General features: G+C 40.8%; 17 protein-coding genes and 1 other RNA gene. 7 read left to right on the top strand and 11 right to left on the bottom strand.

Annotated features, from left to right (window positions below; all coding sequences use genetic code 11):
* Nucleotides 1-2: 2 nt before the first annotated feature.
* The gene (locus AWW72_RS09515) at nt 3-935 is read right to left on the bottom strand and encodes a penicillin-binding protein activator (protein WP_062847174.1); all 933 of its coding nucleotides are present in this window, start codon (nt 933-935) and stop codon (nt 3-5) included.
* 16 nt (nt 936-951) lie between these two features.
* Between AWW72_RS09515 and rsmI the strand changes: the two genes are divergently transcribed.
* Nucleotides 952-1,794: a 16S rRNA (cytidine(1402)-2'-O)-methyltransferase gene (gene rsmI / locus AWW72_RS09510; protein WP_005258885.1), complete on the top strand. Its 843-nt coding sequence runs from the start codon at nt 952-954 to the stop codon at nt 1,792-1,794.
* A 65-nt stretch (nt 1,795-1,859) separates the two neighbouring features.
* Here the strand turns inward: rsmI and AWW72_RS09505 are convergent, their stop codons facing one another.
* Entirely contained in the window at nt 1,860-2,501 is a 642-nt protein-coding gene (locus tag AWW72_RS09505; protein WP_062847173.1) for a cation efflux transmembrane domain-containing protein, read from the bottom strand.
* A gap of 61 nt (nt 2,502-2,562) precedes the next feature.
* Between AWW72_RS09505 and AWW72_RS09500 the strand changes: the two genes are divergently transcribed.
* The gene (locus AWW72_RS09500) at nt 2,563-3,012 is read left to right on the top strand and encodes a MerR family transcriptional regulator (RefSeq protein WP_005258889.1); all 450 of its coding nucleotides are present in this window, start codon (nt 2,563-2,565) and stop codon (nt 3,010-3,012) included.
* A 25-nt stretch (nt 3,013-3,037) separates the two neighbouring features.
* Here AWW72_RS09500 and AWW72_RS09495 read toward each other — a convergent pair whose 3' ends face one another.
* The 3 genes from AWW72_RS09495 to ubiH form a co-directional block, all read right to left on the bottom strand.
* Complete coding sequence (locus AWW72_RS09495) at nt 3,038-3,286, bottom strand: hypothetical protein (RefSeq protein WP_005258891.1); 249 nt, start codon at nt 3,284-3,286, stop codon at nt 3,038-3,040.
* A gap of 174 nt (nt 3,287-3,460) precedes the next feature.
* A complete protein-coding gene (locus tag AWW72_RS09490) occupies nt 3,461-4,693 on the bottom strand; it encodes an FAD-dependent monooxygenase (RefSeq protein ID WP_062847172.1) in 1,233 nt (410 codons plus the stop codon).
* Entirely contained in the window at nt 4,690-5,901 is a 1,212-nt protein-coding gene (gene ubiH / locus AWW72_RS09485; protein ID WP_062847171.1) for a 2-octaprenyl-6-methoxyphenyl hydroxylase, read from the bottom strand. Before ubiH ends, AWW72_RS09490 begins: the two co-directional genes overlap by 4 nt.
* A 386-nt stretch (nt 5,902-6,287) precedes the next feature.
* Here ubiH and AWW72_RS09480 point away from each other — a divergent pair, with 386 nt between their 5' ends.
* Nucleotides 6,288-6,833: a hypothetical protein gene (locus tag AWW72_RS09480; protein ID WP_062847170.1), complete on the top strand. Its 546-nt coding sequence runs from the start codon at nt 6,288-6,290 to the stop codon at nt 6,831-6,833.
* A 138-nt stretch (nt 6,834-6,971) separates the two neighbouring features.
* On the opposite strand, the gene pepP is transcribed toward AWW72_RS09480, so the two are convergent.
* Nucleotides 6,972-8,285: a Xaa-Pro aminopeptidase gene (gene pepP / locus AWW72_RS09475; RefSeq protein ID WP_062847169.1), complete on the bottom strand. Its 1,314-nt coding sequence runs from the start codon at nt 8,283-8,285 to the stop codon at nt 6,972-6,974.
* Between the two features lie 83 nt (nt 8,286-8,368).
* Nucleotides 8,369-9,001 carry a UPF0149 family protein gene (locus AWW72_RS09470; protein WP_047429095.1) on the bottom strand — a complete coding sequence of 211 codons (633 nt, stop codon included), beginning with the start codon at nt 8,999-9,001 and terminating at the stop codon, nt 8,369-8,371.
* Nucleotides 9,002-9,067: 66 nt separating this feature from the next.
* On the opposite strand from AWW72_RS09470, the gene AWW72_RS09465 reads away from it, so the two are divergent.
* The 4 genes from AWW72_RS09465 to AWW72_RS09450 all read left to right on the top strand — a co-directional run bounded on the left by AWW72_RS09465 (nt 9,068) and on the right by AWW72_RS09450 (nt 11,300).
* The gene (locus AWW72_RS09465) at nt 9,068-9,622 is read left to right on the top strand and encodes a hypothetical protein (protein ID WP_062847168.1); all 555 of its coding nucleotides are present in this window, start codon (nt 9,068-9,070) and stop codon (nt 9,620-9,622) included.
* Nucleotides 9,623-9,624: 2 nt separating this feature from the next.
* Entirely contained in the window at nt 9,625-9,912 is a 288-nt protein-coding gene (locus AWW72_RS09460; RefSeq protein ID WP_005258901.1) for a cell division protein ZapA, read from the top strand.
* 90 nt (nt 9,913-10,002) lie between these two features.
* Nucleotides 10,003-10,184: non-coding RNA, 6S RNA (gene ssrS / locus AWW72_RS09455), on the top strand.
* Between the two features lie 324 nt (nt 10,185-10,508).
* Entirely contained in the window at nt 10,509-11,300 is a 792-nt protein-coding gene (locus tag AWW72_RS09450) for a GNAT family N-acetyltransferase (protein ID WP_062847167.1), read from the top strand.
* A 93-nt stretch (nt 11,301-11,393) separates the two neighbouring features.
* On the opposite strand, the gene AWW72_RS09445 is transcribed toward AWW72_RS09450, so the two are convergent.
* The 4 genes from AWW72_RS09445 to AWW72_RS09430 form a co-directional block, all read right to left on the bottom strand.
* On the bottom strand, nt 11,394-12,632 hold the full coding sequence (locus AWW72_RS09445) for a putative solute-binding protein (protein ID WP_004773776.1): 1,239 nt from the start codon (nt 12,630-12,632) through the stop codon (nt 11,394-11,396).
* Between the two features lie 284 nt (nt 12,633-12,916).
* Nucleotides 12,917-13,117 carry a hypothetical protein gene (locus AWW72_RS09440; RefSeq protein ID WP_004773777.1) on the bottom strand — a complete coding sequence of 67 codons (201 nt, stop codon included), beginning with the start codon at nt 13,115-13,117 and terminating at the stop codon, nt 12,917-12,919.
* A gap of 353 nt (nt 13,118-13,470) precedes the next feature.
* The gene (gene tpgA / locus AWW72_RS09435; protein ID WP_062847166.1) at nt 13,471-14,262 is read right to left on the bottom strand and encodes a trimeric autotransporter adhesin/peptidogylcan-associated protein TpgA; all 792 of its coding nucleotides are present in this window, start codon (nt 14,260-14,262) and stop codon (nt 13,471-13,473) included.
* A 57-nt stretch (nt 14,263-14,319) separates the two neighbouring features.
* A partial coding sequence (locus AWW72_RS09430) for a YadA-like family protein (RefSeq protein WP_171254704.1) occupies nt 14,320-16,064 on the bottom strand: 1,745 nt, incomplete at its 5' end.

The following is a 16,064-nucleotide window of genomic DNA, read 5'->3' as shown; positions in this document are numbered from 1 at the left end:
ACTTATTTCAACACCTGAATGCCATTTTTCTGCTGTTGATAACAATACGGTTGTCGGTAAATTTTACCATCCTTCACCTCAATTGCCCCAGTACGACCTTCAAAATTAAACTTACGGTCAGGACTGCTGAGAAATTGCTGACTAATGGTCCAGGCATCTCCACCGAAAGCCAGTAGACGCTGGAAAGCCATATTTTCAGGTTGCTCTTTATAAGCTTTGACAACATCAGCCCAATGCCTATTATATAAAGCAGGCGTATCACAGAAGCTTAATCCTGTAGGAATCGGTTTATCCTGCTCAATACTCAGTGCTGTCGCATAAATATTCTTTTCTGGCAGTGTTCCTAATTGTTCTAGCCATTGATGATCACCGAGCAATAACAACCCTTCTCGACGTGACAGTTTTTTAGGGACTTCATTGACCACATGAATATCTGAACCAAACTCAGACATCAATGCCATCATAAATAGCTCTGTTGCCGACTCTGTGCCTGCCTGACGCACCACCAGCAGCTTTTTAATTTTGTCTTTTTTCAATAATTGATTCAGTGCCACTGCATCATGCTGCTTGGCCAGACTGAACTGCCAGACATTGGTGGCTTGGGAATTCATATCATTCAATGCCAATACCGGAATCGCTGGATTACGCTGCATCACATTTTCAATATCAGGTCGAGCCAATGGGCCAACAATCAAACGAGTTTTGTTATTGACCCGCTTTTTGAAGATCGTATCGATGTTATTTTTTGCGGAATCTACAAAAATGATTTTTTCTTTGCTACCAGATGCTGTATAAGCACTCAAGAAACCGCGTTTGATGCTCTGACCAGCTCGCGCCATCGCACCAGATTCAGGTAGAATCACCAGTACGTCCGCATAAACTGGACTCACAATTGCTGCCAAACTGAGTAGCAGCCAATATTTTTTGTAATACATTAGGGAGTTACCTTTTATGAGTGCTCAATTATTTGTTGTAGCAACCCCGATTGGGCACTTAGATGACATGACCTTTCGTGCAATTGATATATTAAAATCCGTTTCGGTGGTTGCCGCAGAAGACACTCGTCAATCTGCTCAATTATTCAAACACTATAATATCTCAACTCCACTAACAGCGTGTCATGATCACAACGAAAGTAACAAAATTGATCAACTTCTCCAAAAAATGCTAAATGGTGAGAGTGTTGCCTTAATTAGTGATGCTGGAACGCCCCTGATTAGCGATCCCGGTTTTAAACTGGTTCGTGCTGCCCAAGAACACGGCATTCGCGTGATTCCTGTGCCTGGTGCCTGTGCTGCAATTGCTGCATTAAGTGCGGTGGGTTTACCAAGTGACCGTTTTAGCTTTGAAGGCTTCTTGCCATCCAAGGCGTCTCAACGAATTGGCCAGCTTGAAAAGCTCAAAGATGAAACCCAGACCCTGATTTTCTATGAAGCACCACACCGTATTCTGGCGTGTATTCAAGATATGGTTCAAGTCTTTGGTGAAGATCGTCCTGTTGGTTTTGCACGTGAAATTACCAAGACATTTGAAACCATCAAGAAAATGACCTTAAAAGAACTGGTCACTTTTATTGAAAATGATCATAACCAAGAAAAAGGCGAAATCGTGGTGGTGGTCGGCGGGGCATCCGCAGAAAAAGACATGGAACAGGATAAACTGGATGAGTTGTTAAAACGCTTATTACAGGATTTATCAGTCAAAGCGGCGTCGCAACTGGCTGCTGATTTGACTGGTATTAAAAAGAAAGTCGCTTATCAGCGTGCTTTGGAACTCACCCAAAATAATGAATAAAAACATAAGGGGAGATTATAAAAATCTCCCCTTATCATTTAAATATGCAATAAGAACAATATATTTTAAGCCTTCGTCATGATATTCGCTTGATCCATTTTTCTTTCCGCTCTCGCCTGCTTAATTACGCTCAAACCTGAAGAAACACCAAGATAAGCAATCACAAAAGCGACCAATAAATCGGGAAACATGGTTCCAGTTCCAAAAACGCCGACAGCTGCAATAATAATCGCGATATTGGCAATTGCATCATTACGGCTGCACAACCACACTGAACGCATATTGGCATCACCATCACGGAATGCATAAAGCAGGAGTGCAGAAACCACATTCACCGCCAGTGCAAGTACACCAATCTCCCCCATGAGCATTGGTTCAGGTGTAACACCCAGCCACCATGACCAAAACACTTTAACGATCACAAAAATACCAAATGCCGCCATGGTGATACCTTTGACTAAAGCTGCGGTCGCGCGCCAATACAAAGTCATAGATAGCACTGCCAATGAAATGGCATAGTTAGCCGCATCACCTGCAAAATCTAGCGCATCGGCCCATAACGATACAGAGCGTGCATGTGAACCACCAATAATTTCCACAAAGAACATCAGCGCATTTAGAACGAGCGCGATCCACAAAGCTCTACGAAACTTGGGACTAATCTTCTGTGTTGGTGAACATGTTGTGTTGCATCCACATCCTGCCATGACTTTTCTCACTTAATCTTTTATAGTGATTTAAAACCCTAGAGTAACTCCAGAGTCAAGCATGATAAATTTTACCATTGGGCAATTGGCAAAAAAGTCTGGCGTATCTGTGGATACGATTCGTTATTATGAAAAAATTGGGCTACTTGAGAAAGCCAAACGCACGGCGGGCAATTATCGACATTATTCTGAACAGATGCTGTCAGAACTTCTGTTTCTAAAGCATTGTCGTGAACTGGGCATTACCTTACAGGATATTCAAAAGCTCAAGGATATGTCAGAGAACCCGAATCAAACCTGTATGGAAGTCGATCATCTGATTGATCAATATCTTGCCGAGGTTTCTCAGAAGATTCGAAACCTAGAACACCTCAAGCAGGATCTAACGCATTTAAAACAACAATGCTCTCAACACCGTACCATTGAACAATGTGGAATTTTAAAAGAGCTACATCAGCCACTCGAATGTGAACATGAATCACATCAACACAAAAAAGCACCACAATCGTGATGCTTTTTTGATGTCTTTATTCGACTTAATCTTGATGTTCATCTGGTGGAACTTCGGTAATGCGTCCACCACGTGCAAGAAACGCAGCCACTTCATCTTCTAAAGCCTGACGTTGTTTCTGCTTTGCAGTCACTGTTAACGTCTCTGCTTCGGCAAGATCGGCATCATTGGCGCTCGACTCTTCGCTATCTGCACCAGTTTCTGCGGCTTTCGCCTCTTCGTCGTCTACAGCAGAATCTTCTGTGTTTTCGTCGTAATCATTCATTTCCGTCATATTAATCTCCCCACAATGACTAAATTTCTCATCATCGCTATTTGGTCATCAGAACTTGGTGAAATTTAGCAAGCTCTTGTCAATTCGCAAAGTACAATCTTGATTAAATCGTATTTTTTACGACCAAATTCACTCTGATTTATAAATGATTGTTTAAAAAATATCTACTATTTTTTAGCACGCATATTGTGTGTGTTTCAACGCACCTAATCCATTCGCCTGCTGCATAAAACGATCTTTGAACAAGTCGAACTGTTCCACCTGTTTAAGACCAAAATTTCGCGCCCACACAAACGGGAATAGCTCTGAACTTTCCAGCCAGCCAATCGCAGACATGCTATGCATCATCGCATCATTCTGGCCTTTACGCTGGTGCTCGTAACGCAGCAAGGTTTGCTCATTGGCCCATACACCACGCTTTAAATCATGCAGTAAGACATCACAAAGTACGGCGGCATCCAGACAACCGATATTCACGCCTTGTCCTGCTAGAGGATGGATCACATGTGCTGCATCACCAATCAACGCCAGCCCCGATTTAATATAACGTTGCGCTGCGCGTGCTTTCAGTGGGAATTGTGCTCTGGAACGCACTTCAACCACCTCACCCAGCATCTGTAAACTTTCCTGAGTCAGCAATTGCATAAATTCCTGATCAGTAAGCGCTGAATATTCATCGGCATAATCATCGGGCAATGTCCAGACAATCGACTGCCAGTAACCATTTTCCTGCGCATCCAGACTTGCCATCGGTAAATAAGCCAATGGGCCTGTCGGCAAGAAAATCTGGCGAGCCACATATTGATTAGGTTGTGTGGTTTTAATCGCACAACTGATGGCAGCCTGTTTGTAATCCAAGACGTCTAAATCGATATAGGCTTGCTCTCGGACAAAAGAGTTTGCACCATCTGCACCAATGAGCAACTTCGTTTTTAATGTTGTGCCATCCGCCAGTTGAATCGACCAGCCTTGTGGAATCTGCTCAATGCGAATCACCTTGACTTGAGTACGATAATCGTTGAGCTGCTGCAACATTTTTTGTTGAATCGCTACATTCAAGACACTCGGCTCGACCATCGAACCTAAGGCTTGATCTGCATATGGTGGCTGCTCAGAAGCATGTCCAAAATTGATTTCGCCATAGCCATTTTTATTCCAGACTTGCATGCCTGAATAAGGCATTTGACGCGCTAAATCATTCCAGACATCAACCGTCTTGAGTAAATGAATCGTCGCCTGACTGAGTGCCAATACACGAGGATTCATGACTGCTAGTGTTTTGTCTTGATCAAGTACAGGCGCAGCATCCAGCACTGTAGCTTGTACCCCACCTTGGGCCAACAATAAAGCGGTTAAACCACCAACCAGACCACCACCGACGATGACAACATCTAACATTTCGCTCATGCTTTTAGTCCCATCGCATAATTGGCAACCAGAGGCTTAACACCCGGAATCACATCAAATGCAATCAGTCCCGTATTGCGTAGTAATTTAAGAATTGGATTCTGATTACTAAAACCACGTACCACCGAATCACAGAACTTGATCACACGTTGCTGATCCTTTAAACGGGATTGCTCATAGGCCAGTAAATTTTCAGGCGCGCCAATATCATCTGACTTCGCCAATTGCTCCATCAGGAAACGAACCAGTACATCCGCATCACGCAAGCACAGGTTAAAACCTTGTCCTGCGACTGGGTGAATCGTATGTGCCGCATTACCCATGAGCACCACACGCCCAACGGCCTGCTTATGCGCTAACACTTGTGCTAATGGATAGCTAAAACGCTTACCCGTTTTTTCAAATTTCCCAGCACGATCGCCATAAGTTTCCTGTAAAGCATCGAGGAAGTGCTGATCATTTTCTTCACCTAACCATTCTGCTTCAGTACCCTTCTTCACAGGCCATACCACTGAGCGACGATATTCACCCGGTAAAGGTAAGAGTGCCAATGGCCCTAATGCGCTAAAACGCTCAAAACCAACGTGCTGGTGCGGTTTAGAAGTTTGTACGGTAGTCACAATCGCCACTTGGTCATAATCATGCTCATCCACACCTACGCCAATCGCTTGTCGGCAGAAAGAATCACGACCATCGGCAGCAATCACCAACTTGGATTTTAAGGAATGGATATATTCACCATTACGCATCGCTTCGATGTGTACCTCATCCTCATTTTGCGTGAGTGAAGTCACTTGTACACCATCAATCAACTCAATCAACGGCTGTTGACGCACTTGGGTTAGCAATACACGGCCTAACCATGCGTTCTCAATCACTTGCCCAAAGCTTTCTACTTTTTCTTGTTCAGCGACGAGGCGTGCCTTACCAAAACTCCCCTGCTCAGTTATATGCACTTGCAGAATTGGAGTCGCATGTTGCTGTAAAGCATCCCACAAGGCTAATTTTTGGTAAATCTGTACACTACGACGTGACAATGCGGTATTACGCGCATCAAAACTGGAATGATAAGGAGCAACATTTTCGTCATCGTAATTCGGATATTTCACAGCTTCTAATAGCTTTACTGCGATATTAGCTTTTGCCAACATTAAAGCAAGGCTGAGTCCAACCATACCTCCACCGACAATGATGACTTGTTGCTGCATAATATTATTCCTTATCAGTTTTTCATGACTTGATGTTTCGGGACTATCTTACTCTAACTCAAATCAGGAAGGGAATTTGTACTTTGTTTGGTCTATGTTTTTAAAAGTTCTTGGAAAAATATTCAACCACCCATAACATTTGGTGATTTTTCTCATAGATCAAAACTTTCTGCCTTTTACATCAAAATAAATTTTATTATAAAAATTAATAACATAGAATTAGTTTAATAAGAAGCCCTTCAATACTCACTTATGTTAGGTATTTAGCGATTATTACTATGGTTATAGCTAATCTATGTATGTTTCCTATTTTTCTAATGACTTTAGATAGATTTTTCAAAATCAAACAAAAAAGAATATAATTTACTTTCACAAAGGGGAATAACATGCGATTTTTATTTTTTTTAATCATATCAACTTCAATTGTAGGTTGTAGTTCTTCTCATTTAAAACCTACAAAAATGTATCCTGGGGAAATTAAACCAAAAAGTGAATTAGCTATGGTTTATATCGATTGGTTAGGTGCTGGTCAGTATTTTAAGGCGGGTAGTTCCATAATATATGAAGTTAATGATCAAAAGATGTCAGAAAATAAATCTCTATTTGGAAGTACTCAGTTAGTAAGTGTGAATCCTGAGGAGTTAAATATAAAGGTACACTCATTAATTGTAGGTCATTTTTTAGATACATATAGAGGGTTTGAAGCTTGGAATGTCTATACTCCGATTCCGCCTTTTAAAGCAGATGCAGGAAAAATATATATTTTATGTCCTCATGGAAAAATAAGTAAAGGTCCAGAAGATATTAAATTTAATGTTCACCTATACCCATTTACAGAATATGAAATTTTCCAAAACAAAGGTTTGCCGGATTTCACTGCACGCCCTTGTAAAAACAGTGAAGAATTAAAAAACACTTCTAACAACAAGTAATTTTTATTTTATTAGATAGGATTAGCCAACAGTTCGACTAATCCTATCTAAACTCTTTTATCTGAATAAATATTTTCTATTTTACTGTATTCCACTATTTATATAATGGAACAAAATCGATTGAAGCAACTATTTTGCTTAAGTTTCAGCCATCAAGCTTTCAATCTCTTCAACAGTTTTCACGACATTCCTGGTGAGAACCAATGGGCCATTTTCAGTCACAACAATATCGTCCTCGATACGAATCCCGATACCACGCCATTTTGCATCGACCGTTTCATCATCAGGTGCCACATATAAACCTGGCTCAACGGTCACAACCATACCAGCTTCGTAAACACGCCAGTCTTCGCCAGTCTTATAAGTGCCGACATCATGCACATCCATACCAAGCCAATGCCCTGTACCATGCATAAAGAATTGACGGAATGCTTCGCTTTCAACCAGCTCATCCACATTGCCACTCATTAAACCAAGATCAACCAGACCTTGAGTTAAAATCTTCACAGCCACTTCATGCGGATATTTATAAGGATTGCCGATACGGGTTGCATCAATCGCAGCCAGCTGAGCATTAAGAACCACGTTATATAATGCTTTTTGTTCAGGGCTGAATTTACCATTTACAGGGAATGTACGGGTAATGTCCGATGCATAGAACTCATATTCACATGCCGCGTCAATCAGCACTAAATCACCATCTTTTAACGGCTGGTTATTTTCAACATAGTGCAAGATACAGGCATTTTCACCGCCGCCTACAATACTGTTATACGCTGGCACGCAGCCGTTTCTGCCAAAGATATAATTGAGTTCAGCTTCAAGCGCGTATTCCATCATCTCAGGTTTAACCATTTGCATGGCACGGGTATGCGCTTCAGCACTGATATTCGATGCAATCTGCATCAGCTCAATTTCTTGTGCCGATTTTTTCAAACGCATTTCATCAACAATACGATCAAGCTGAACAACTTCTGCTGGCGCAGTACCCCCACGATGTGCATCCGCCTTCTGAATCCACTGGCTGACACGCGCATCAAATTCAGCATTCTGTCCAATACGATAGTAAAGACGTTGTTTATTCAATAATTTGTCGATGATTTCTTCATCAAGTAAATCAATTGCATAAGCTTCATCTGCATCATAAATTTCAATCGCACCATCAATACCTGCACGATAGCCATTCCAGATTTCCATTTCACGATTACGTTCGCGGCAGAATAAGCTATAGTTATATTCCTCACCTTCTTCAAAGGTTTCGATCACGGCAACCGCTTCTGGCTCTGAAAATCCAGTCAGATAATAAAAACTACTGTCTGCACGATATTTATAATCCGCATCGCGGTTACGATACATTTCTGCTCGAGTCGCAATAATGGCAATACTATTGCTGCCTATCTGTTGAGCAAGAAGATCACGACGTTGTTTAAAATCGGCCTGACTTAATTTCATATTATCCTACAGCTAGAAAGACCCTCTTTTATTAAAGAGGGTGAGGAACGACTAAAGTTCCGTAAAGGAGATTTAAAACCGCATTAACTCGGACGATGTGGGGTGAACATTTCTACAACGGTTTGCGGATCTGCTGGGTTATCCGAGTTTCTGCTTTTAGCATGAAAGTTTTGTAACAAAGAACTTTCAGCAACAGGAATCTTGGTACGGCCAATCGACAGGCTCACAGGAATCAAGCGTACAAATTCATACAATTCCTGATAGCTTTCTTCGCCTTCTTCATCATTGTCAGAGTCTTCGAACTCAACCGCTGCAACATCTTGTAAATGTTCAATCAGCTCTTGCTCCTCGCCACGAATATGACCTGAAGCCAAACCAAAACCAAGTACGACTCCTGCACACCAGTCAGCCAATGCCTGAACACGATCAACCAGCAAATGATTGTCATCTGGGAGCATTGGTAAATAGTCTAATTCATCATCAGATAAAGCATGCGCCACATCTTCTGCTTCATCTGTCAAACTTTCCAGTGCTTCTGGCTGTAAAGCAGGTACATTAAGGGTGTTTAAGATTTGTGACCATTCATCTGCGGTTGGCGCCTGTGTCACACAAACTATACCAGTGAGTAAACCATGTAACTCACTTGGACTTGAAATTTCTTCAATCCCATCAAAATGGGCATTCCATTCCGTCCAACCTGAAATATCGTCTTGCATTCGTTTATCCAATCTCTATACTGCTGTATATATTACCTTTGATTGCAACTCTGTGCGACCTTCGTTATGTTAGAACAATTACAGCGTCTACAAGCGCATATTGGTGTTTTAAAAACACGCCTATATCACTTTGAGCGAGAAAATACATCGCTCACTGAAGCTAAACAATTAGCTGAAACTGACCATCATGCACAAGTTGTGCAGAAAAATAGCATCATCACGCAAAAGCAGGAAGAAGTTGATAACTTAACTGAACAACTGACTCAGTTACAAGATCAATTTAAACAACTGAATCAAGATGCAACAACTTTAGCGGAACGTTATAGCCGTTTAGAGAAAAGCACCACTGATTTAAAAAATCGCTTTCAGGAAATCTTGGCTGAGCGTAATGACTTGCGTGTGAACAAAGAAAAATTACAAGCACAGCAACGTCATAGCCAACAAGAAATTCAGGATTTACAACAGGATCGTGATCGTTTGTTGCAAAAAAATGAACTTGCAAAATCTAAAGTGGAAGCCATTATCCAGCGTCTTTCTATTTTAGGTACAGCCCAAGATCAACATGCACAAGAAATTCAGCAACTCGCACATCCAAATGCTGAAACACACGAGGAGACCTGATCATGAGTGAATCAATCGTTGTCGAACTTCGCTTAATTGAACAGACTTTTCGTTTAAACACGACTGAAGATAAACGTGAAGAGCTGGAACGCGCTGCTGAATTATTGAATCAAAAGTTTCATGATATGCGTCGTAATGCACCGCGTGTAGAACACAACAAACTTGTGATTATGGTGGCGCTACAAATGGCGCAGGAAGTGTTTAGCCTGAATAAGTCTTTACAGGAATATGCACACTGCGAACATCTGCTCCAAACCATTTTGGAAGATGTCGAACAAATTGTTGAGTAAAATTGCACAAAGCCCCATCAATTAGTAAGTATCTTTACAGATAACTGCCTTGCAAGGATTGTCATCGTGTAAAGATCAGTTATACTAAAACTGTCTCTAGGGTGTTCGCCAGTACGTCTATTCCCCTGCCGATACTTAAATTTATGGATGTGTTCTGTGTATTTTGAGTGTATGCCTGCCTCGAGTAGGAAACCCGTTAAGTACGCGTCACCTCCACCTTGAACTCATCGGGTTCAGGGTAACGACCATGCAGCGGCACCTCTGGAGCATTATTTTTTAATATAAAAACAACAATTTAAAATAAACTATCTTTACTCTAAAAACCTTTCTTTTTCTACTCAATTTATAAAAAATAGGCATATAGTAGGCACCAAAAATATTGTGTTATATTGGCGCATATCGTTTCATGCCTTCTAAATCGCCCCAAACCTAAGCTCCCCTGTAATAACTTAAATTCTATCATTCATTTGCTTAAGCTAAATGACTTAAAAAGCATACAGCTATAGTTTGTATTTAAAATAAAAATTGCCCCTAAAGTAAAAATAAAAGTAGATTCTTAATATTTAAAAACTCAATCTTTCATAAGGCAAATCAACATGGTAAATAAAAAAGAACTCCATGAAGCAATCAACGGTTACACGGCAGCATGGAAATCTCTTTTTAATAGTAATACTCCCGCAGATCAGCATGAAGAAACTGGCATTGCAATGCGTTGGGAAGACTCATTATTCCCTTTTTCAAATGCTGCATTTCTAACAGATGAAATCAGTGATCTTCTCACCTTAAAACAACGCTTAAATACTGTTGCAGCCCGCATGAAATCTAGACAATATGGTGGTTTACTTAATATCTGTAATGACTTAATAACAGGCGAAGCAAAGCTTAAGTTTGATCAAATTCTGAAAGATGCTGGATTAGAATTTGTGATGACACTCGATAGTATGGCTGGCGATATCCTTCCGCTTGAGCTCAATCCTATTCCTGAACTACAAGTCAAACGTGTTCGCTCTGCGAAAGAGCTAAGAGCATTTTCAGATATGAACTGTCTAGCTTATGGATTCGATGTTGAATGGGGTCGTAATGCGCTAGGAAATGTATGGATAGATCATGCATATTCTTTTGTAGGCTATGTTGATGATCAGCCTGTTTGCGCAGCATCAGCCGCTCCTGTCGGTGATGTCCTTTATTTGGCCTTGGTCGCGACCCGACCAGAAGCACAACGCAAAGGCTACAGTGAAACGATTGTGCGTCACGCTTTACTAGAGGGTTATAAAGCTACGGGCTTAACGCGAACGCTATTGCATGCAACACCTGCTGGAGCGCCAGTATATGAACGCATCGGATATTATAAATCTGCCAATATCAGTGCTTATCAATTAATTGGCTAGGTTTTAAAATCAAGAAGTAAACTTGAAAATTATTTTAAGTTTACTTCCCAAATCTTTTTCTTAGCAATTTCCATTTAGATCACATTAAATCTATCACTCATCTTTCAAAGCACATTCATAATTGCTTGGCTCTTGTGAACAACGTACCTGTTTCAATAACTTCATCATATCCTTGTCATAAAAGCCTTCTTTGGTCATTTGAATCCGCGCTTCACGCATCAAGCGCACATAGCCAGGCTTATCACTTTCATTCAGTTTTAACCAAAACTTGTCAGGGATATTGGCTTCAATCTTGTCTACAAATTCAAAGGCTGGATTCAGCTGTTTGGAGATCACTTCACGTGCAATAGAGCCCATCCCTGCTGGAAATTTATTACGATGCATAATCAGGGTCCCTGTGACCTGTATCACAGGGAATTTAATGATGCCTCCAACGGCTTTACCTGATTTATCAGTCATGCCTTTTTGTAGTTCCAATGGCTCAAATAAAATCGCTGGCCCAGCCATAATATCGACTTCTTTATTATTAAACTTTCCACCTACCGTCACCAAATCCACAGATACAGGTTGTGCTCCAACATTCTGCACCAGTTTCTTTTGCGTTTCATCGAACTGGAATACCGCTACTTTCTTACCAGCAGCTTTTGCCAAAGTATTAATATTACGATCAGTCACCATGATATAAGCCGCACCTAACGGCACGATACCAACAACCTCATAATCTTTATTCACCATCTTTTCATCGAACTTAGGATTAGCCAAGACCTGAATCACAGAACTGAGCTGTTTATAGGTTTGTAATGCACCAATCGCATCGATACTGCCTACAAATTTATTAAACTGTTTGGCTCGAAGGTTACTAATCCCCGCCCCATCACAACGCTTACTACGAAAATCTTCCGTAAGCACCGCTTCATTGGTATAGACCTTTAGATTAACTAGAGTCGAGGCTTCTTTTTTTAATTTGGGATAATCAAAATCCAGTTTGAATTGCAGATGCGAAGGTCGGGTCACATTCATATTGACACCGAATTGCTTCGCGACACGAACCATACGAGGGATTTCAGTGATATAACTGGTGGCCTGTTCAAAAGCCTCGCTATGTTCACCATTGGGTGAAAACACACATAAAGTGACTTGCTTGGGAATCTGCTGCCATGTTTTTGGATCATTCAGCAGTTGTTTGATCTTATTCTGCGAATGTGTCGACAGTGTTAAATCCAGCTTTCCTTCTGGCGCTGCATAAGTGGTATTCATCAGCAATATCGAGCTTGCCAGAACGCAGTGCGTCAAAAAGGATTTTGTGAATTTGATAAATTTATTATTGTGCATAGACCGATCCATTTTTAGCTATTTCCCAACAGTTTTATTCAAGTTAAGGAGAAAAGATAAAAATAGAATTGACTGTATTTGGTCGGTGCGTGTCAATTGAGCCAAAATAAACAAGCTGCCCCATTTTAGCAATAAAAGATGCTGAGCAGCTAAAGGATGTGGTGTTAGAAAAGGCGAAATACGTTTATCGGATATTTTTATTGGAAAGCCGAATTAACTGAAATATGCCGAATAAGCTACTTTTTATGGCATTAAAACAAGCAGCTTATCCAAAGTATTTCAGATTAAATAAATGACCAGACCACATTTTCATCCTGAGGTTTTAATAAAAAGCTGGTCTGAGCATCATCTTCTACCACAATATGCTGGTTAGAAATCATTTTGACCTTGAGAAGCGTATCATTCTCATAGACTAAATCACGTTTACCTTCTTTTTTTAAGACAAGCATTTGATCCAGAACAATTAGATTTTTTGATTCAAACATCGTTTTCTCTCTAAAAAGTCATCGAAATGTGAAGTATTTTCTAAAGTCGCTAAACTTCTATCCCCGCAAATGGTCAATCTAAGCAGACCATTCCTGCTAAAAAATACTTATTTAATGGTTGAGATACATATAATTGACATCTAAAGCTGTTATCTCACGCGCTGCATTCTAGATCATTTATTAAGCAAAATTACACATTTTGTCTAACAGTTCACAAAAAATTAGATTTTCGTAAAAATTCATACAAAATATTTTTACTTCATGCATCGGTTTAACTGCATTTTAGATTTCTCATTTCATAAAGGCATAAAAAATGGCCACTTTAAAGCAGCCATTTTTTAAGATGAACTGGCTTACCAGCTTACGTTAACGCGTCGGTTTGGTGCCAAACAACCAACAAGTTTAGAGTTGGCTTTATTACCCGCACATTGCTGATATAAATCAGTCTGGCTATTTGCCTGAATCTGAATACGGTTTGCATCAACACCTTCATTTACCAGCAACTTCGCGACTGTATTGGCACGTTGTGCTGATAATTGATGGTTATAAGCAAATTTACCTAATGGATCCGCAAAGCCAGCGACAAGGATTGGGCCTGTTGCATTGCTTTGTTTAATACGTTGTGCAATTGCTGATATTGAAGCCGAACCTTGTTCAATTGCATTGGCATTGAAACGGTCAAAGGCAAAGAATACGCTGCCAGAACGTGCAGTATTGACGTTTGCATCGTTAGGCACCTGATTATTTGCCCCCCAAGCCATTAAGCCTTCACATGCTTCGCCTTTCCATGACAATCGTTCTGACAAATATTTTTTGTCAAAATCGACGCGGAGTTGGCAACGTAAATAGTCTTGGCTATTCGGCTGGCGAATATCTAAAACATAGTTCCAGGTCTTAACAAAAAATACACCTTCGCTAAATTGAGGATTACCCAATAAATGACGAATCTGGTCTTTGGTTAAGCCTGTATCTAAACGGGCAACATCGTCATATTCATAACGTTTTACCTGTTTTAAATAACTCTTTTCAACCGCAGGAAACTTGATTTCTTCTTGCTGAACTGGAGTTGTATCTTCATCTGCATAAGTCGCTACTGAGAAACCAGCAAGAGCTGCTACTGCTAAGCATTGAATCGTTTTTTTCATTTCATTACTCTCTTCATATATTGAGTAAGGAGAGCATGCGCTCTCCCCGCCAGTTTCTTAGTTGATTACACCGCTGATACCGATACGTACGCTTGGATCACCTTGAGATGCCGCTGCAACACCACCGGTAATTGACCAGCGACCATTATCAGAAGTTTTACGTAAAGTTACGCCGACTGCGTTTTCACCACCATGGTAAGCAGCACCCGCAGCATAGGTATATTTACCTGCAACAAATGGAGCCGCTTCTAATGCCATCGCAGCTGCAACACCAGCATTGGCTTTTTTCTCTACGCTATCAATACGTTGGTTGGTATCGTAGAACGCTTGTTGTAACTGATCACCAAGGTTAGTAATACGGTTACCCAATTCCTGATTTGACTGGTTCAATGTACCAATCGCATCATGAATCGTGTCTTTACCTGTACCACCAATATTGTTGGTTTTGATCGTACCGTCTTTATCGATTGAAGTATTTCCACCAATACTGTTCTTGATGCTGTCAGAGATATTATGGATCTGACCACCATTCACAGCCTCTTTAGAGTCTTTTGCAATCGTTCCATCTGCGACACCTTTAACAACACGGTCGCCATCTTTACCTGCCATATTGACACTTGTACCACCAGTGTCTTTACCAACAGTAATTTCACCGTTTGGTTTCTGCTGCTGAACAAGACCAGACTTACCATCGTTGATGTTGTTGATATTGTTCTGGATGTTCTGAATATCATTTGTGTTCTTGTCAACATTCTGTTTGACATCCCACAACTGACCACCATTCACCGCATCTTTAGAATCTTTCTCAACCTTACCATCAGCAACATTCTTCAAGTTAGTGCCCTTATCACCACCACCTAAAGTCACTGAGTTCTTATCAACATTGCCATCTTTGTCCTTGTCATATTGAACCGCGTTATCTGAAAGATTACCGATGTCTTTACCGATCTGATCTTTCAATTTATTCAACTGGTCAACATTGACTGCATCTTTACCATTTACGCCATCAGCAACGTTAGTAATTGTTTTATTACCCGCGTTGATGCCATCTTTAGTAATGCTTGGGCCATTTTTAATGACCAAGCCATTGTTGTTCAATACAGTATCGCCAGTGGTAATGCTGTCGAACTTCGCATCTTTCAACAATTCAATCTTGATACCATCTTCAGTCGTACGTGTGATTACGTTCTCACCGCTGGTCTTGTCCTCTGCAGTTTCTGCATCAGCTCCACCGATGATGTTTAACTTGTCACCCAACTTACGGTGTACATCTTTACCCGCATTGCCAGCAAAGTTGAGACCTTTATTGGTCAGGTCATTCACACCATTAGTCACTTTGTCATCAACTGACTTGATCGCATCATTGATGTTGTTCTTGCCTGTACCACCAATATTGTTGGTTGTAATGCTACCGTCTGGATTAACCGTTGTATTACCACCGATGCTGTTCTTGATGCTGTCAGAGATATTCTTCACCTGACCGCCATTCACTGCATCTTTAGATCCATTGGCAATTGAACCATCAGCAACATTAGTAATGACTTTATTACCAGCATTGATGCCATCTTTAGTAATGCTTGGGCCATCTTTGATGGTTAAACCATTGTTGTTTAATACGCTGTCGCCAGTGGTAATGCTGTCGAACTTCGCATCTTTCAACAATTCAATCTTGATGCCATCTTCTGTGGTACGTGTGATCACGTTCTCACCGCTGGTCTTGTCTTCTGCTGTTGCAGCATCCGCTCCACCGATGATGTTTAACTTGTCACCCAACTTACGGTGTACGTCTGCACCTGCATTAC

Source organism: Acinetobacter sp. NRRL B-65365 (assembly GCF_001605865.1).
Classification (GTDB): Bacteria; Pseudomonadota; Gammaproteobacteria; order Pseudomonadales; family Moraxellaceae; genus Acinetobacter; species Acinetobacter vivianii.
The sequence above is the reverse complement of the archived record's forward strand: the minus strand, read 5'-3'. Positions and strand labels throughout refer to the sequence as shown.